General features: G+C 67.9%; 2 protein-coding genes (1 of these 2 running past the window's edge). Both read left to right on the top strand.

The features are described 5' to 3' along the window. Positions 1 to 194: 194 nt before the first annotated feature. Positions 195 to 8471 (top strand): amino acid adenylation domain-containing protein, encoded by an 8277-nt coding sequence (locus J6U32_RS22185; protein WP_244332277.1) that lies wholly within the window; start codon positions 195 to 197, stop codon positions 8469 to 8471. After that, positions 8468 to 20654: the beginning of a non-ribosomal peptide synthase/polyketide synthase gene (locus J6U32_RS22180; protein ID WP_208792163.1), read on the top strand. The gene runs 28031 nt beyond the window's last position; the window shows 12187 of its 40218 coding nt (coding positions 1–12187); it begins with the start codon at positions 8468 to 8470; its stop codon lies off the right edge, out of view. Before J6U32_RS22185 ends, J6U32_RS22180 begins: the two co-directional genes overlap by 4 nt.

Raw genomic sequence — 20654 nt, 5'->3', positions numbered from 1 at the left:
TTCGGTGTACACCGACCAGCGCAATTTATCGCGTAACGTCGTGCCTAATTGCCAGCGATTGAAAGAATGGACTGCGTCCACGGTTCACTCTTCCGCGCGACGCAGGAATGGCCCTCAAGTGCTGGTTTTGAGGTTCAGTCCGTGTCGTGGAAATGTGAATCGTCGGTGCAATTCAGGTCGGGACTCACGGCCCGATGGATGACGGTCGGAAACGAGAGGTGTCGGTACAGGTGGCGATCGCCGAGCATCACGCGAAAGCGCAGGTCGCAGCGGAGACCCCGCTGCAGTACCTGCCGCTCACCGCGGCTCAGCGAGGCATGTGGTTCGCCGAGTCGCTGGCATCGGACTATTCGGTCAACATCGCCCAGTACCTTGACATCCGTCATCCTCCGGGCGGTCTCGACATCGAGTTGCTCGCCGAGTGCTCCATCCACGTCGGCAAGCACCTGGAGTCGCCCTACACCCGCCTCGCCGAGGTCGACGGCGTGCCGATGCAGTTCGTCGACCTCGATTTCGATCAGCAGGTCGACATCCTCGACTTCCGTGCCGAACCGGACCCGGCGGGTGCGGCCCTGGCGTGGATGCGCGCGGAGTACCAGCGACCCGTCGACCTGCTCAACGACCAATTCGTCATTGCCGCAATTCTGCAGGTCGGTGACGAACGAACGTTCTTCTACAACCGCGCCCACCACATCGTTCTGGACGGTTACGCCGCACTCACCGGGGTACGACGGACCATCGATCGGTACAACGCGATCCGGCGCGGTCGGGTTCCCGACGACAAGCAGCTCGCCACGATGGCCGAGATCGTCGAGTACGAGCAGAGCTACCAGAGCAGTAGTCGGCGCGAGACCGATCGTGCGCACTGGCTCGAGCGGGTCGTCGACCTCCCCGAGCGGGTCACGCTCTCGACGCGGTCGGCGGCGGTGGCGCCTCTCTCGTTCGCCAATGTCGTATCGAGCCAAGAGCTCGAGCCCGCGTCGCAACGCCGCCTGGAAGCCCTGGCCACGGAGCTGAACAGCTCGATTGCCGTGCTGCTCACCGCCGCGTTCGGCGCCTACCTGTCGCGGGTGACGGCCAACGACGACATCGTGATGAGCCTGCCGATCACCGGGCGCACCAACGTGAAGATCAAGCGGTCGGGCGGCATGGTGTCCAACATCGTGCCCATCCGGCTGCGCGATCCGCAGGGCAAGTCCGTCCGCGATCTCATCGCCACCGCGCAGCTCGAGCTGACCGGAGCACTACGCCACCAGCGATACCGGTCCGACGACATCCGGCGCGACGCCGGACTCGACGCCGGTTCGACCTCCTTCGGCCCGGCGATCAACATGGTCTTCTTCGACGAGCCGGTCGCCATCGACGGCACCGAGTCCGACTATCGGATCCTGACGTCGGGAATTCTCGAGGATCTGCTGATCAACATGTATCAGTCGGGGCCCTCAGCGCCGCTGGTCGTCGATCTCCACGGCAATCCGGGCCTGTACACCCAGGCCGAACTCGACGCCCACCACGCTCGCTTCCTGCACTTCCTCGAGAACTGCCTGTCTCCGGAGTCGCTCGATCGGCCGGTCGGCGCCATCGAGATGCTGACGCCCACCGATCGGGCGATGCTGGCTGCCCTTCCCGAACCCACAGCCCACGTAGCCGCTGGGCCGGCGACGATCGTCTCCCGATTCGACGAGGTGGCGCAACGCCATCCGGATCGACCTGCACTCACCGACGCGCGCGGCGTCACCGTCACCTATCGCGAACTCGGGGCGCAAGCGGCCGCGGTGGCTGCAGCCCTGCGAGCCCGCGGCGTCGGGCCCGGCGACCTGGTGGGCGTGGCCACGGCACGCCACACGACGCTGGTCGCGGCCATCATGGGTGTGCTCACCGGTGGCGCGGCATACCTCCCGCTGGACACCGGCAACCCCGTCGATCGCCTCTCGTTCATCGTCGGTGACGCGGCTCCGTGCGTCATCGTCGACGACGAAACCTCACGACCGGACTGGAGCGGAACGTTCCCGGTGGTCTCGGTCGAGCAGTTGATCTCCGAGGGTAACGCCGCACCGCCACCGCCTGTGGTGCCCGACGACACCCTCGCCTACGTCATCTACACCTCGGGGTCGACCGGTCGGCCCAAAGGTGTCGAGATCACCCACCGCAACGTGATTCGACTGTTCGACGCGGCGCTGGAGCAGTTCGAGTTCGGTGCCGACGATGTGTGGTCGGTGTTCCACTCCTATGCGTTCGACTTCTCGGTCTGGGAGATCTTCGGTCCGCTCCTCACCGGGGGGCGTGCGGTGATCGTGGATCGCCAGGTCGCGCGTGCGCCTGCGGAGTTCCTCGAGGTGCTCGCGCGCGAGAACGTCACGGTTGCCTCGCTGACGCCGTCGGCTTTCGGTGTCCTGGCCGAGGCGCGTCGACGCACACCGACCCCGTTGTCGTTGCGGTACATGGTGTTCGGCGGCGAGGAGCTCCGGTTCGACGAGGTCGAGCGCTGGTATGACGCCTTCGGTGACGACGTCGCTCTGGTCAACATGTACGGGATCACCGAGACCACGGTGCACGTGACCTACCGTCCGCTCGATCCCGAGTTGGTGCGGGGCGAGAGCAGCAGCTTCATCGGACAACCGTTGTCCACGTTGGGTGTGCGCATCCTCGACAACCGTCTCCAACCGACTCCCGAGGGCGCGATCGGTGAAATCTACGTGGTCGGTGAGCAATTGGCCCTGGGATACCGCAATCGCGCGGCGCTCACCGCAAGCCGATTCGTCGCCGACCCCGACGGCAGTGGCCGTCGGATGTACCGGTCGGGCGATCTCGGCCGCCGCGTCGGTGACGACGTCCAGTATCTGGGCCGGGCCGACACACAGGTGCAATTGCGTGGGTTCCGTGTGGAACTCGGCGAGGTCGAGACCGCTCTGCGCTCTGTCGGCGGCGTCACCGCTGCGGCCGCCGTGGTCCTCGACGCGCGAAATGCCGGTGGCGCCAAACTGATCGGGTACGCGGTTGTCGATCCCGCTGCGGGCCTCGACGAGTCCTCGATCCGCGATGCGGTACGGGCGGCAGTGCCCACCTACATGGTCCCCGACCTCGTGATGCTGATCGACGAGCTACCGATGACCGCCAACGGAAAGCTCGATCGCCGCGCCCTGCCGACGCCGCGCTTCGCCCGGGATGAGCGAGTCGCCTTCATCGCACCGTCCACCGCGCGGGAGATCGCCGTCGCCTCGGTGATCGGTGACGTCCTGGACGTGACGCCCATCGGCATGCACGACAACATCTTTGCGCTCGGCGCCGATTCGCTGACCGCCGCCCGCATCGTCTCTCGGTTGCGGAGCGTGGCGCGGCTGTCGGTGTCGTTGTCGGACGTGTTCGAAGCGGCCACGCTCGCCGAGATCGTCGCCGCAGCGGTGCCGACGCAGGACGCCGCTGCCCTCCCGCTCCCCGGGCAGGTCGAGCGGCCGGTGCGCATCCCGTTGTCGCTGAGCCAGCAACGTCTCTGGTTCATCAATCGGCTCGATCCGGCTTCGGGGGCCTACAACATCCCGGGTGCGGTTCGGCTCGGCAGCAACGTCGACGCGGACGCCCTCGCCGCCGCCGTCGGTGACCTCGTGTCCCGCCACGAGCCGCTGCGGACCACGTTCCCCGATGACGACGGCGAGACCTTCCAGTCCATCGGCGAGATCGACGACGTCACCGCTGCAGGTGTTTTCGGTGTGGAGGCGGTCGACGCTTCAGCAGTCGACGCCCGGATCGCAGACCTGTCGGTGACCGGTTTCGACGTCACCAAGGACTGGCCGCTGCGAATTCGGTTGCTCGCGGTGTCCGACTCTGCGGACAGTGCCGCTGGAGAGACGGCCGGCGGCATCGTCGAGCACGTGCTGGTCGTCGTCGTACACCACATCGCGGCCGACGGTGCCTCCCTCGGGCCCTTGATCACCGACCTGTTGACCGCGTACGCCGCCCGCGCCCAGGGGCAGGCCCCCGAGTGGACGTCGTTGCCGGTGCAGTTCGCCGACTTCGCCGTGTGGCAGCGTTCGGTGCTGGGGGAGGAGGCTGACGCCGACTCGGTGATGGGTCGTCAAATCGCCTTCTGGCGCAAGGAACTCCAGGGCATGCCGGAACTCATCGGGCTGCCGACCGACCGCCAGCGGCCCACGCGTCCCACGGGCGCCGGCGGCTACGTCGACACGATGCTCGACGCACAAACCGTCGAGCGACTGCATGCCCTCGCCGCGCATCACGGCGTCACCTTGTTCGCGGTCTTCCACTCGGCGCTCGCGGTGCTGCTGTCGCGGCTCAGCGGTGGCGAGGACATCGCCATCGGCACCGCCATCGCCGGTCGTGACGAACCCGAATTGGCCGATCTCGTCGGGATGTTCGTCAACACCGTGGTGCTGCGCACCCGGGTGCAGCCCGCCAACGGTCTCACCGACCTCCTCGCCTCGGCTCATCACACTCGCGCACAGGCGCTCGGTCACGGCGACGTGCCCTTCGAACAGGTGGTGAATGCGGTGGGGGCCCGGCGATCCCGGTCGCACTCGCCGCTGTTCCAGGTGGAGCTGGTCATGCAGCACGATCAGGTGGTGGGCCGGCTTGATACGGAGTCGGGACTGGGGTTGATCGACGCCCGCCCGCCGTTCGCCAAGTACGACCTCTCGCTGAACGTGATCGAGTTCGGTCCGGTTGCCGACCACTCCGAGCAGATCTCGTTGTCGTTCTCCTACTCGCGAGAGCTCTTCGATCACAGCACGATCGAGCGCTTCAGCCACTACCTGCACGACATCCTGGACCGCATGGCGGCGACCCTCGATGAGGAGCAGGACCGGCCGCTCGACGACTTGTTCTGGTTCCCGGATTCGGAATTGGACGTCGTCGCGGGCTGGTCGAGGGGATACTCCGAGGAGATCACCCGGCCCCTGCTGCTGGCGGCCTCGGCGTCCGAGCGGCGCGCCACGGCGCTCGTCCACGACGGCCGGCGGGTGTCGTACCGCGAATTCGCCGACCGCGTCAACAGCCTGGCCAGGGAGCTGATCGGTGTCGGAGTCGGCCCCGACGTGGCTGTGGCCGTGTGCATCCCGAGGTCGGTCGAGCTGTTGGTCGCGCTACACGCGGTGATCACGGCCGGTGGACAGTACGTCCCGATCGATCCCGACGCCCCGCTCGACCGCGGCGAGTACATGGTCGAGATGGCCGGCGTCGGCTCAGTGCTCGTCGGTCCCGGTGCGCTCCCGCCCGTCGTGTCCGGCCTCGCCGACCGCGTCTGGGTGCACAGGGTGGATGCTTCCGCGCCGATCGAACACGCCGTCGCCCCGGTGACGACCGACGAGCTGATCGCGCCGCTATTGCCCGATCATGCCGCCTACACCATCTTCACTTCCGGATCGACCGGAAAACCCAAGGGCGTCACCGTCTCCCATCGAGCGATCGTCAATCGGCTCGAATGGATGCAACGGCATTACCCGCTGAGCACGTCCGATGTGGTGTTGCAGAAGACGCCCATCACCTTCGACGTGTCGGTGTGGGAGCTGTTCTGGCCGTTCATGGTCGGTGCCAGTCTGGTCATCGCCGAACCCGGACGTCATGGCGACCCGGAGTATCTGGCGTCGCTGATCGAATCCGAGGGCGTCACCACGGTGCACTTCGTGCCGTCGATGATGTCGACGTTCGCCGACGTGACCGGGCCGACCCGGATGGCCGAATTGAGTTCGCTGCGACTGATGTTTACCTCGGGGGAGGCCCTTGCGGCGCCGACTGCGCGGTCGGTGCTGTCCGCGCTGCCCGGCCTGGCATTGCACAACCTGTACGGTCCCACCGAGGCCGCGGTCGACGTCACCGAGTATCACGTCGGCGCCACCGATACTGCGATCCCGATCGGGCGACCCGTCGCCAACACCACCACGTTCATCCTCGATCGCCGGCTGCGGCCGCTCCCGGTGGGTATCCCCGGCGAGTTGTACCTTGGTGGCGTCCAGCTCGCCCGTGGATACGCCGCACAGGGCAGGCTCACGGCGGAACGGTTCGTGGCGGATCCGTTCGGACCTCCGGGATCGCGTCTTTACCGCACCGGTGACCTGGCGCGGTGGAACACCTCGGGCGACATCGACTACCTGGGGCGCAACGACTTCCAGGTGAAGCTTCGCGGACAGCGCCTCGAACTCGGCGAAATCGAGGCCTCGCTGGTCAACGTCCCGGGTGTCGTGCACGCTGCGGCAACGGTGATCGAGTTGGCCGCCGGTCAGAACCTGGTCGCCTACTATTCGCCCGACACCGTGGCACCCGATACGGCCGCGGCCCACCTCGCCGAGCACCTGCCGGAATTCATGGTGCCGACGATCTGGATGCCGATAGAGCAGATGCCGCTCAACTCGGCGGGCAAGGTCGACCGTCGTGCACTGCCCGAACCGGTGCTGGCCACCGCCCCGTTCGTCGGCCCGAGCACCGAAACCGAACGGATCATCGGATCGGTCTTCGCCGAGGTCCTCGGTGTCGAGAAGGTCAGCGTCACCGAGTCGTTTTTCGATCTCGGCGGAAACTCGCTGAGCGCCACCAAGGTTGCCGCGCGATTGTCCGCCGATCTCGGAATCAAGGTCCCGCTGGCGGCGGTGTTCGACGCGCCGTCGGTTCGCGAGGCCGCACAGCACGTACGCGGAATGGACACCCCACACCACCGGCCGGTGCTGGCCGCAGCCGAGCGTGGCGCGAGTGCGCCATTGTCGGCCGTCCAGCGCGGCATGTGGCTGGTCAATCGCGCCGATCCCGCATCGCCGGTTTACAACGTGGCGATCGCGCTCCGATTGTCCGGAGCACTCGACCGGGCGAGCGTCGATGACGCCTTCGCGGACCTGGTGAGCCGGCACGAGTCGTTGCGGACGATGTATCCGATGCTCGACGGTGAGCCGGTACAACTCGTCCTCGACCCCGAGGACGCACTGACGCGCATCGAACGCTCGGTGCGCGACGTCCGCGATGATGTCGATGCCGAGATCGCGACGGTCACCGGTCGGGGGTTCGACGTCACGGCCGGGCCGCCACTGCGACTGGCGCTGCTGGCGGTCGCCCCCGACGACCACATCCTGGTCTTCGTGGTGCACCACATCGCCGCCGACGGCGCGTCGATGATGCCACTGGCCACCGATTTCATGGCCGCGTACACCGCGCGGGTGAGCGGTGTCGCACCGGCGTGGGAACCGCTCGCCGTGCAGTACGCCGATTATGCTGTGTGGCACCATGATTGGCTTGACACACAGGGTCCCGACGGCCGGACCGAGGCGGCGCGCCAGCTGGACTACTGGGCCGGACGGTTGGCCTGTGCGCCGGCGAGGCTCGAGTTGCCGACCGACCGGGTGCGGCCGCGTGTACCGACGTTCGCCGGTGACGAGATCGTCTTCGAGGTTCCCGCTGAACTCGTCGGCAGGCTCGACGCCGTTGCCCGCCAGAACAATGCCACCCTGTTCATGGTCATGCATGCGGCGTTCGCGGTGCTGCTCAGCCGCCTCACGGCGCAACGCGACATCGTCATCGGCACGCCCTTCGCAGGTCGCGAGCAGGCCGAGCTGGACGGCGTGATCGGGATGTTCGTCAACACCTTGGCCCTGCGTACCCAGATCCGTGAGGAGGAGAAGTTCGCCGAGCTACTCCAGCGGGTTCGGCACGACGACCTGTCGGACATGGCCAACGCCGACGTCCCCTTCGACTCCATCGTGTCGTCGGTTGCGGCGGCGCCGGCGACCAGCCATCACCCGATCTATCAGGTGATGTTCGCCTATCAGAACTTCGCTTTCCCGACAGTGGATTTGGCCGATCTGACCATCACCCCGGTGTCCGAACAACTGGTGCCGGCCAAGGTCGATCTGCAATTGACACTGTTCCCCGACGATCCCCACGCAACACCTGGCACGAAGGACTCCGATGCAATGAAGGGTCAGCTGATCTACGCCAAGGATCTCTACAACCGGAGTTCGGTTGAGCTGCATGCGCAACGGTATCTGCGGGTGCTCGAGGAGGTCGCCGAGAACCCGCAGGTCCTCGTCGACGACATCTCCATCGCCACCGACACCGAGGCGCGGGCCGCACTCGACGAGGCGGGCCACGGATATCATTCGCTGTCGATCCCCGAACTCGTCGCGGCGGCCGCGAACGCCGCTCCGGATGCGGTGGCGGCCAGTCACAACGGCACCGAGGTGACCTTCGCGGTGCTGTCGGCGATCACCGATACCATGGCGAGCGCGCTACCGGACGCCGACTCGGCGCTGACGACCGCGCTCATGAGCCTGATCCCCGACGTCGCAGTCTCCGGACCGCAGGCGCTCGGGAACGTCCTCGGCGAGCTGCGCTCGAATTCGCTGGTAGCCGTGGGTGATTCGGCAGGTGCCGGCAGGAGTGCGACCAACGGCACTGCGACCAACGGCACGGCGATCAACGGGACCTCGAGCAACGGGGTGGCGAACATGGCGAACAAGGGAATGACTCCAACGTGACAGAAGTCGATTCAAGGGCCTCAGCGATCGCCAAGACCTGGGGCCCGCGCCCGTCGACTCTCCATCTGATCGCCTTCGCAGCCGGATCCGTACCGAATTCGATTGCGATCGATGCGCCCGCCGGCCCGGTGACCTTCGCCGACCTGCACGCGCAGGTCGCGGCGACGGCGCAGGTGTTCGCCACCCAGGGACTCGACACCGAGGCAGCGGTGGGTGCGGGCGTGACGCGTGCGCTCATGTCGCCCGGGCACAGCCCGCAGGATCTCGCCGAGGCCACACGACGCGCCATCGAGCAGGTGCGCATCCGCGCGCTCGATGCTGTCGGCAGCCACGATCTGGGATCGCTTGTCGGACTGTTCGGATCGGCGGTGGCACGCTTCGGCGGCCGGACCGCGGTCAGCGACACCCATCGCCACCTGACCTACCGTGAACTCGACGAGCGGTCGGCGCACCTCGCCGACGCACTGCGGCATGCCGGCGCCGGCCCGGGCCGACTGATCGGCGTCGCGCTGCCCCGCGACGTCGACCTGATCGTTGCCCTCGTCGCGATCTTGCGCTCCGGTGCCGCGTACCTGCCGCTCGACCGCGGCCAGCCGCCCGCGCGTGCACTGTCCATCATCGGCGACGCCGAACCCCTCATGGTCCTGGTCGATGACGAGCTTGCCGCGCAGTGGGCGGAGGCCGCGGCGCCACTGGTCTCCCCGGCGGACATCGAGCGTCGGTTCGCCGACGGGACAGCCGAGCCTGCCGGATCGCCGGACGCCGCAGCGGCAATCGACGACCGCCTGCCCGCATATCTGATCTACACCTCCGGGTCGACCGGAAAACCCAAGGGCGTGGTGGTGTCGCACCGTCAGGTGGTGGCACTGCTCGCGGCGGCCGCGGACGACTTCTCCTTCGACCACAACGACGCGTGGACGCTGTTCCACTCGTACGCGTTCGATTTCTCGGTGTGGGAGATCTGGGGGCCCTTGACCACCGGTGCGCGGCTGGTGATCGTCGACCGCGACGTCTCCCGCGACCCCGGTGCGTTCCTCGAATTGTTGGCTGCGCAGCGGATCACGGTCCTCAACCAGACACCGTCGGCGTTCTACCAGCTTGTCGCGCAACGGCGCCGCGCGCCGGTGGAGCTGTCGCTGCGCTATGTCGTCTTCGGCGGAGAGGCACTGAGTTTCGAACAGGTCCGCCGATGGTTCGACGACAACCCCGCCGATCACGCACAACTGGTGAACATGTACGGCATCACCGAGACGACGGTGCATGTCAGCTACCGGCCACTGGACCGCAACGCCGTCGCCGCCGACGACGCCTCCTTCATCGGGCGTCCGCTCTCCTCGCTCGACATCCACATCCTGGACGGCCGGCTGCGGCCGGTACCCGAGGGCGTCGTCGGTGAAATGTACGTCACCGGCACACAACTCGCACAGGCATACCGAAAGCGGCCCTCGCTGAGTGCGACCCGCTTCGTCGCCAACCCATTCGCCGCGGACGGTTCACGGATGTACCGCACCGGTGACCTCGCACGTCGCGTCGGGGAGGACATCGAGTATCTCGGACGTGGCGACGATCAGGTGCAGTTGCGCGGATTCCGCATCGAGTACGGCGAGATCGAAGCAGCCCTGCTGGGGGCCGAGGGAGTCAGCGCCGCAGCCGCTCGCGTGATCGACCTCCCCGGGCGCGGTGAGATCCTCGTCGGATACGTTGTCGCGGAGGAGGACGCGCACGGCGCTGCCGGTGACGGCAGTGCTCTCGACGTCGCGCAGGTACGACGGATCGCGGGACGAGCGGTCCCGGACTACATGGTCCCCGATGTCGTCGTCGAGGTGAGCTCGTTCCCGTTGACCGGCAACGGGAAACTCGATCGCGCGGCCCTCCCGCGCCCGAATCTGACCGCCGACACCGAGATCGTCGCGCCCGCGACGGCCACCGAGACCGCGCTGAAGGCGATCGTCGTCGAGGTGCTCGGGCTCGACGATATCAGTGTGACGACCTCGGTCTTCGACGTCGGCGGCAACTCATTGCTCGCGGCGCGGATCGTCGGCCGGGCCGCGGAGACGCTGGGGGTCGACCTGAGCGTGCGGGATCTGTTCGAGGCGCCCACGGTCCGCGAACTCGCGATCACCGCCGACGCCACCCGCCCGGGCCTGCCGGCCATCGAGTCCGTCGTGCCCCGCCCCGAGCGAATCCCGTTGTCCCTGGCCCAACAACGGATGTGGTTCATCAACCGCTTCGACCCCGCGTCGGCTGCCTACAACATCCCCGCGGTGCTGCGGCTCGACGGCGATGTCGACACCGACGCCCTGCGCGCGGCACTGCTCGACGTCATGCGCCGGCATGAGGTGCTCCGCACCACCTACCCCGAGACAGAGGGCACCGCGGTCCAGCACGTCGCGGACATGACCGTGGCCGAAGCCGCACTTGACTGGCGCATCGGCGACGAATCCGAAGCGCGCGCAGCGCTCCTCGCCGGATTCGACCTGCGCGACGAGCTACCCGTCCGAGTCCGGCTGACCCAGGTGTCGGCAACCTCCTGGGCGATGGTGCTCGTGTTGCATCACATCGCCTGCGACGGTGAGTCGTTGGCCCCGCTGGTCGCCGACCTGATCGCCGCGTACGAGGCGCGCTCACAGGGCCACGCACCCGAATTCACGCCACTGCCGGTCCAAATGGTCGACGTCGCGCTCTGGCAGGAGCGGGTCCTCGGTGCCGCCGACGACCCGGACTCCCTGATCGGCGCGCAATTGTCCTATTGGGCAACCCAACTCGACGGTGCCCCCGATGTGATCGAGCTACCGACCGACCGGCCCCGCCCGGCGATCGCCTCGCAGCGCGGCGCCCGAGTCGATTTCGACGTGCCCGTCGAACTGTCCGAACGCGTGGAGGTGCTGGCACGCGAACGCGGCCTGACGCCGTTCATGGTGGCCCACGCCGCGCTGTCGGTGGTGCTCGCGCAACTCTCGGCGACCAACGACATCACCGTCGGCACCCCGATCGCCGGTCGCGGCCAATCGGTTCTCGACCCGATGGTCGGCATGTTCGTCAACACACTGATCCTGCGGACGACCATCGAGCCGCACATGAGCTTCGACGACCTCCTGGCCGAGACCCGACGGATCGATCTCGAGGCCCTCGCCCACGCCGACCTGCCGTTCGAGGCGATCGTCGAGCGGGTCAACCCCATCCGGTCCCAGGCGTATGCGCCGCTGGCACAGGTGTGGTTGTCCTTCGATCAATCCGCGATCACCGAATTGGCCTCGCAGAGCGTCGATATCGGTGTTGCGGGCGGGTTGCGGGTCAGTGCCGCCGAGCCGCCCGAGATCTCGTCCAAGGTCGATCTCACCGTCGGTATCGCCGACTCGTCGAACGGATGGCAGGGATCGATCGTCTACGCGACCGACCTCTACGATCCCGAGACCGTCGAGGTGTTCGCCGAGCGATTCGTCCGTGCGCTCGACGGGCTCACCGGGGACCCGGCGCGACCGGTCGGCGACGCCACGATTCTCTCCACGCCGGAAGCTGCTGCGCTGCAACGGTGGACGTCGGGCGGCTCGGTCCGCCCCGGCGCGGCCACGGTTGCCGACGCGCTCGGTGCGGCTCACCTCGCCCACGCCGAGCGGATCGCCGTCGTCGACGCCGGGAACCGTGCTGAGCATTCGAGTCCGGCGGGTTCGACACACTGGACCTACGCCGGATTCGGTGCTTTGGTCAACGCCCTCGCGCGGCGGTTGATTGACCTCGGTGTCGGCCCTGATGTTGCTGTTGCCGTCGGGATTCCGCGTTCGCCGGAGATGCTCGTGGCCGTGCACGCGGTGATCGTCGCCGGCGGTCACCATGTGCCGGTGGGCCCGGAGGCCCCGGCCTCGGTGGTCGCCCATCTGCTCGATACGGCGCAGGTGGCCGCGGCCCTGACGGTGCCCGACGCCTCCGGTGTCTTCGCCGACGCGGTTGATCGCCTGCCGGTCACCATCGTCAACCTGACCGAACTCGAACGCGCGGATGGGCGCCCGGTGACCGATCGGGATCGGCTCGCACCCCTGCGCCCCGACCACGCCGCCTACACGCTGTTCACCTCCGGATCGACCGGACAACCCAAGGGCGTCACCGTCTCCCACGGGGCCCTCACTGCGCTGCTCACGTGGTTCACGCCCGCCGGCATCGACCCGCGGGACGAGCGCGTACTCGTCAAGACCCCGTTCACCTTCGATGCGTCGGTGTGGGAGTTGTTCTGGCCGTTGACCGTCGGCGCACACGCCGTCGTGGCGGGCGTGGACGACCATCGCGAACCGACCGCCCTGGCCCGCAGCCTCGCCGAGTACGACATCACCATGGTGCAGTTCGTCCCATCGATGCTCTCGGTCTTCCTCGACGAGGTCTCCGACGCGGCCGCCGCGCTGTCGACGGTGCGCCGGATCTACACCGGCGGTGAGGCATTGACGCCGACGCTGACGCAGCACGCACTCGCCGCGGCACCGCACGCGACGGTGATCAACCAATACGGGCCCACCGAGATGACCGTCGACACGACCATCGCGACGCTCACCGAGCCGGTCGAGACCGTCACGATCGGCCGGCCCGCCCCGGGTGTGCTGGTCCGAATCCTCGACGGACGTCTGCGTCCGGTCCCGCCGGGCGTGCCCGGCGAGCTCTATCTCGCCGGCCCCCAGATGGCCCGTGGTTACGCAAGGGCGTCTGCGCTGACCGCGGAGCGATTCGTCGCCGACCCCTGCGGGTCCGACCTGTCCGGCGCGCCGGGACAGCGCCTCTATCGCACCGGTGATCTGGCCCGATGGACCACCCACGGCGACATCGAGTACCTGGGGCGCACCGACTTCCAGGTCAAACTGCACGGGCAGCGGATCGAACTCGGTGAGATCGAGTCCGTGGTGTCGTCGATTCCCGGCGTCGTCGCCGCAGCAGCCGACGTCCGATCGTCGGCGGCCGGGGACGCACTGGTCGCCTATGTGGTTGGCCACCCCGGCCACACGCTTCGCACCGAGGTCATCGCCGAGGCGGTCGCCGACCGGCTGCTCGCGCACCTGCGGCCGTCGGTCTGGGTGGTACTCGATGCCATGCCCCGCAGCAGCGCGGGCAAGATCGACCGCCGAGCGCTGCCCGATCCGGCGCCCGCGGCGCACGCCGAGGTCGTCGCGCCGTCAACGCCGGCCGAGACGACCATCGCCGCCGTCGTCGCCGAGGTGCTCGGTGTGGACCAGGTGTCGGTGACCGATTCGTTCTTCGACATCGGCGGAAATTCGTTGGCCGCCATGCGCGTCGCCGCCCGTGCGGGTGCGGCACTGGGCGTCGACATCGCCGTCCGCGATCTCTTCGACGCGCCGACTGTCGCCGATCTCGCGCGCCGGGTGGCCGGCCGTGGTGCGGGGCTTCCCCCGGTGCAGGCGCATCACCCGCGCCCGGAGCGCATCCCGCTGTCGTACGCGCAGCAACGGATCTGGTTCATCAACCAGTTCGACACCTCCTCGGGCGCCTACAACATCCCGATCGCCCTGCGCCTCACCGGCAAACTCGACCTGTCGGCGCTGCGCGCGGCCATGGTCGACGTGATCGACCGCCATGAGGTGTTGCGCACCACCTTCCCGTCCGTCGAGGGCGCGCCGCGCCAGGTCGTGACCGACCGATCGCTGACCGGCTCGCGGCTGGACTGGGCGGTCGTCGACGACGAGTCGGAGCTGTTCGCTGCCGCGACAGCAGGATTCGACGTCACCGCCCACCATCCCATCCGCGTCCGGATTCGGCGCGTCGAGGATCTCGAACACATCGTGCTCATCGTGGTGCACCACATCGCCGGCGACGGCGAGTCTATGCGCCCGTTGGTCACCGACGTGGTGACCGCCTACCATGCCCGCTCACGCGGTCGCACACCGCAATTCGCGGAACTGGCAGTGCAATTCGCCGACGTGGCACTGTGGCAGCAGGAGGTGCTCGGCTCGGCCGAAGACCCGGGGTCGGTGGTGTCGGCGCAATTGGCGTACTGGATCGACCGGCTCGACGGTCTACCGGATGTGCTGAGCCTGCCGACCACGCACCCACGCCCGGCCGTCGCCTCGATGCGTGGCGCCGAGATCGGCTTCGAGATCCCCGCCGGCACCGCGGAATCGGTGCGCGCGCTCGCCGCGGCACGCGGGATCAGCGAATTCATGATCATCCACGCCGCGCTGGCGGTGCTGTTGTCGCGGCTGGCCGCCACCGATGACATCGCGATCGGTACCCCGATCTCGGGCCGGGGAGACCAGGCTCTCGACCCGCTCGTCGGCATGTTCGTCAACACCCTCGTCCTGCGGACTGCTGTCGACGGTGCCGACACCTTCGCCGACTTCCTCGACGCGGTCCGCCAGACCGACCTCGACGCGTTCGCCCATGCCGATGCGCCGTTCGAGACCGTCGTCGACGCTGTGTCGCCGACGCGCTCGGAAGCTTTCGCGCCGCTGACCCAGGTCTTGCTGACGGTGGAGCAGAATCCCGTTGACCCGTCGGCGATGGTTGCCGACCTCGACGACCTCGCCGTCGGCGTCCTGGAGATCGAGGAGACCTCCGCGAAGGTCGATCTCACGGTCGGTGTGCGCGCCGGACGCACCGGCGCGTGGACCGGACGGGTGAACTACGCGACCGACCTCTTCGACGCTCGCACCGTCGACACCATGACGTCCCGGTTCGTTGACCTGCTCGGACACCTCGTGGCCCAGCCCGAGACAGTGATCGGCGACGCGCCGCTCCTCGCCCCCGCCCAGGCAGCGGCGCTGACGCCGGTTGCCGGGCCACATGGCCGCGCACCGATGCTGCTCGCCGACATCTTCGACGAGGCCGTCCGCAGGTTCCCCGCCTCGGTCGCCGTCTCCGACGAGACGCGCACCCTGACCTACGCCGAGCTAGATGAGGCGGCCAACCGACTCGCACGCCACCTCCTTGCCGCGGGCGCTGGACCAGAAGCCCTCGTGGCCTTGGCGATTCCGCGGTCGGTGGACCTGACGGTCGCGATCTGGGCGGTCGCGCGCACCGGCGCGGGTTACCTACCGATCGACCCCGATCACCCCGAGCAGCGGATCGCCGGCATGCTCGCCGACGCCGGTGTCGCACTGGGCCTGTGCCCGCGTGCGTTGGGGCAGCGGTGGGAGAACACCGAGATCGCCACCACGACCACCTGGATTCACCCCGACACGCCGGAGGTGGCCGAGACGATCGCCGGACTGTCGCCGGAACCGCTGCACCACAACGAGCTACACGGCGAACCCACGCTCGACTCGCTCGCCTACGTCATCTACACCTCCGGCTCCACCGGTCGCCCGAAAGGGGTGGGCGTCACCCACCGGGGCATCCGCAACTTCGCCGACACGGAGACCAGGATCGCGCGCGCACAACCCGATTCGCGCATCCTGGGATTCGCGTCACCGAGCTTCGACGCGTCCGTACTGGAATATCTGCTGGCCGTCACCGCGGGCGCGGCACTCGTGTACCGCCCGGCGGACGCCGTCGCCGGTGCACCGCTGCAGGAGTTCGTGGCAGGCGAACAGCTTACCCATGTCTTCCTGACCCCGACGGTGCTGGCGTCGCTCGACCCGGCCGAACTGCCCACGGTGGGTACCGTTCTCGTCGGCGGCGAGGCGATGCCGGAAGCACTGCGGGACCGGTGGGCGCCGTCGGCGGCCTTGCACAACATGTACGGCCCCACCGAGACCACCGTCGCTGTCACGATGAGCGCGCCGATGACCGCGGGTGGCCCCGTGCTCATCGGATCGCCGATCGAGGGGACCGAACTGCTCATCCTCGACGAGCGGCTGCATCCCGTTCCGGTGGGCGTGCTCGGTGAGCTCTACGTCGCCGGACCCAGCCTCTCCCGGGGCTACCTCCACCGCCACGTCCTGACCGCCGAGCGATTCGTCGCCAATCCGTACGGCGCTGCGGGGCAGCGGATGTACCGTACCGGTGACGTCGTCCGATGGGTCGAGGGCGACGGCGGGTTGTCGGTCGGTTACGGCGGTCGCAGCGACGACCAGATCAAGCTGCGCGGCCTGCGCATCGAACTGGGCGAGATCGAGTCCGCCCTCGCGACACATCCGGCGGTCGACTCGGCGATCGTGGTCGGCGTCGGCGCCGACGGAGACATCGCGGCTAGCGGTGAGTCTGTCGTGTCCGGCCTCGCCGCCTATGTCATGCTCCGGTCGCCGGTCGACACGGCCACCCTCGGCGAGCATGTCGCGCAGCGACTTCCGCTCTACATGGTGCCCGGCAGCATCACCACGCTGGACGCACTGCCGTTGACCGTGATCGGCAAACTCGACCGCAGGGCACTGCCCGCCCCGACCCCGATACTCGACGCCGCCTACGTCGCTCCGCAGGACCCCATCGAGCAGCAGCTGGCCGGTATCGTCGCCGGACTCCTCGGAATAGAACGGGTCGGCGTGACGGACTCGTTCTTCGGCCTCGGCGGGGACTCGATCATGTCCATTCAGCTCGCCTCCGCAGCGCGGGCCGCAGGACTCGAACTGTCTCCACGGGACATCTTCGAACACAAAACGATTCGTGGTATGGCTCGCGCCGTCGCACGCCGCGGCGACGCCGTCGCAGCGCTCGAGGAGCCCCACGGCAGGGGCGTCGGGCCGATGCCGATCCCACCCGTCGTCTCGTGGGTCCTCGAACACGCCGACGCGCCCGAGGATTTCGCCGACTTCTCGCAGTCGATGGTGCTCCACGCCCCGGCCGAACTCACCGTGTCGGCGCTCCGCGAGGTCATCGGCGCCGTCGTCGCCAACCACCCCATGCTCACCGCCGTACTCACCGAGATCGACGGTCGGCCGCACCTCGAGGCAGGGGCCGGGCGATTCGACGGGCAGAGCTCGGTCACCGAGTCCACCGGCTACGGCGGAGAGGCCGACGGTGCCGCACTGATCACCGCGGCATTCCGCGAGGCCTCCGCACGACTCGATCCCGCACTCGGGCAGCTGGTATCGGCGGTTCTCGCCGGGACCGGGGAACAGCGCCGCGTGGTCATCGTCATCCACCACCTCGGCGTCGACGCCGTCTCGTGGCGCGCGATCATCGAGGATCTGGTGACCGCCTGGGGCCAGTACCTCGCCGGTCAGCCATTCGCCTTGCGGCCGGAAGTGACCTCCGCGCGGGCCTTCGTCGGAGCGGTGCAGAGCCACAAGCGTGCTCGGCAGTCTGAACTCGCCTACTGGCTCACCCGGGCGCGCGCCACCGATCTCGGCGTCGAGATGGACCGCGGACGCGATCGCATGTCCACCACCGCCGAGATCGTGCACACCATCGACACGTCCCTCGCCGAACCGTTGCTCACGTCGGTACCCGCGGCCTTCCGCGGCAACGTCAACGACGCACTCGTCGCGGCGCTCGCCCGCGCGGTGCGGTCCTGGCAACGAGACCGCGGTATCGCCGACGAGCAGCCCGTCACGATGCTCATCGAGGGACACGGCCGCTACGAGGAAGTGCTGCTGCGCGGCGCGGCCCCACGCACGGCCGACCTGTCGCGCACCGTCGGATGGTTCACCAGTGTCGCCCCCATCGCCATCGATCCCGACGGTGACGCCGCTCGAACCGTGAAGAGCGCCAAAGAAGAACGCGTCGGCAGGCCGGACAACGGCATCGGCTTCGGTCTGCTCCGAGCGGATCGTGGTGGCGCACTCGCGCAGGCGCCGCTGCCGTCCATCGCGTTCAACTACCTCGGCAACGTGGCGGGGGATTCCGCCGACGGCCTCGTCGGGAGTCTGCTCCCGGACCCGGACGCGCCACGACTTCCCGGCACGGTCACCGGTGCGATGGTGACCACCGCCCTGATCACCATCACCGCAGGGACCGTCGTCGGCCCGGAAGGCCGCCGACTGCAGGCCGGATTCGGCTTCCCCGCAGGCGCATTGAGCAATGACGACGTCGACGACCTCGCACGGCGCTGGGAGAACGAACTCGCCGCGATCGTTGAACTCGTTGCCTCCGTGGGCGATCCGGGACTTTCGCCGTCGGATGTCGTCGGTGCCGCGATGACGCAGGACGACCTCGACGAGCTGGCCCGACGTTACCCGCGCGCCGATATCTGGGCGCTGTCTCCGTTGCAGCGCGGGCTGCAGTTCCAGGCCGAACTCGCCGCCGCCGGGCGGGAACAAGGGGCTGTCGACGTCTACATCGCACAGGCGGTGCTCACCCTCGACGGAGACGTCGATGCCGAACGTCTCCACGCCGCGGTACGCGCGGTCTTCGACGAACATCGCGTGCTGCGTTCGTGTTTCGTCCGGGTGGGAAGCGGCGAGGTCGTCACGGTCGTCCCCGAAACGGTCGAGGTGCCGTGGCGGGTCATCGACATCACGTACCCGGACGCGGCCGAAACGACCGCAGCGGAGGGTATCGCGCAAGCCGAACGAACCCGCCCCTTCGATCTCGAGTCCGCGCCTCTGATGCGGTATGTGCTGGTGCGCAACGGAACCGAGTCCACCCTCATCGTCACCAGCCACCACATCCTCATCGACGGCTGGTCGTCACCGCTGATCCTCGCCGACCTCTTCGCGATCTACACCACCGGCCGCGCCTACACCGCCACGGCGACCGAGCGCACCGCCGACTACGCTGACTACCTGCGCCACATCAGCCGTGCCGACACCGCTGCCGGCCTGGCGGCCTGGCGAACGGTTCTCGACAGCGTCGTCGAACCGACCCTTCTCGCACCGCGCCTCGAGGCCACCACCGAAATGCGCCCGCGCGATCACAGCCTGCTCCTCGACGCCGAATTGAGCACGGCCATCGACGAACTGACCCGCTCGCGCGGGGTGACCGTCTCCACGGTCATGCAATTCGCCTGGGCCGCACTGTTGTCGCGGATCACCGGCGAGCAGGTCGTGGTATTCGGTGAGACCGTCTCGGGTCGTCCGGCCGATCTCGACGGCGTGGAGACGATGGTCGGGTTGTTCATCAACACGCTGCCCGCGGTGGTCGACGTCGATCCCGACGTGTCGATGGCGCACATTCTCGACACGATCCAGTCGAGCAAGATCGCAGTCCTCGACCACCAGCACATCGGTCTGCCCGACCTGGCCGCATTGGTCGGCAGGGGGCCGCTGTTCGATACCCTCACCGTGCACGAGTCCTACCCGGTCAATGCCGAATCACTCACCGGTGCAGGCACTGTCGGCGGCATCGGCATCAAGGACCTGAGCGCCTCCGACGCCACCCAGTATCCACTCAACCTCGTCAGCGGCGTCATCGGCGATCGGATCGAAGTCAAACTCAAGTACCTTCCTGCCGCATTCGACGCGCAACAGGTGCAGGTTTTTGCTGACGTTCTGGTCCGGGTGTTGCGGGGGTTGGTCGCGGATCCGGGTGCGTCGGTGTCGTCGGTGTCGTTGGTGGATGAGGACGTCTATCGTGGGTCGTTGGTGCCACCGGTGGTGGAGTCGGTGCATGCGGGTTGTTCGTTGGTGGAGTTGTTCGCCGATTCCGTGGGGCGGTTTGGTGGTCGTGGGGCGGTGTCGGCGGGGTCGGTGACGTTGTCGTATGGGGAGTTGGGTGAGCGGTCGGCTGCGGTGGCGGCGGGGTTGCGGGCTCGTGGTGTGGGTGTGGGGGATTTGGTGGCGGTGGCGCCGTCGCGGTCGGTGGATTTGGTGGCGGCGATTGTGGGTGTGTTGCGGGTGGGTGCGGGGTATTTGCCGTTGGATGTGAGTAATCCGGTGGATCGGTTGCGGTTCATTGTGGAGGATGCGTCGCCGCGGGTGGTGGTGACCGATGAGGTGTCGTCGGGGTTGGGTTTGTGGGGTGAACTCGGCGTTGGTGTGGATGTGGTGACGGTGGAGTCGCTGGCCGCGTCGGGTGCGGGTGGTGGTGTTGATGATGTTGTGGTGCATCCGGATTCGCGTGCGTATGTGATTTATACGTCGGGGTCGACGGGTCGGCCGAAGGGGGTGGAGGTCACTCATCGTGATGTGGTGACGTTGATGGATTCGGCTGCGGGTGATTTCGAGTTCCGGGCTGATGATGTGTGGACGATGTTCCATTCGTATGCGTTCGATTTCTCGGTGTGGGAGTTGTGGGGGCCGTTGCTTTCTGGTGGCCGTCTGGTGGTGGTGGATCGTGAGGTCGCGCGGGTTCCTGAGGAGTTCGTGCGGTTGCTTGCCGCGGAGCGGGTGACGGTGGTGAGTTTGACGCCGTCGGCGTTTTATCAGGTGGCGC

Source organism: Gordonia polyisoprenivorans, from assembly GCF_017654315.1.
Classification (GTDB): Bacteria; Actinomycetota; Actinomycetes; order Mycobacteriales; family Mycobacteriaceae; genus Gordonia; species Gordonia polyisoprenivorans_A.
Note: the sequence above shows the minus strand (reverse complement) of the source record. Positions and strands in the feature narration are given on the sequence as shown.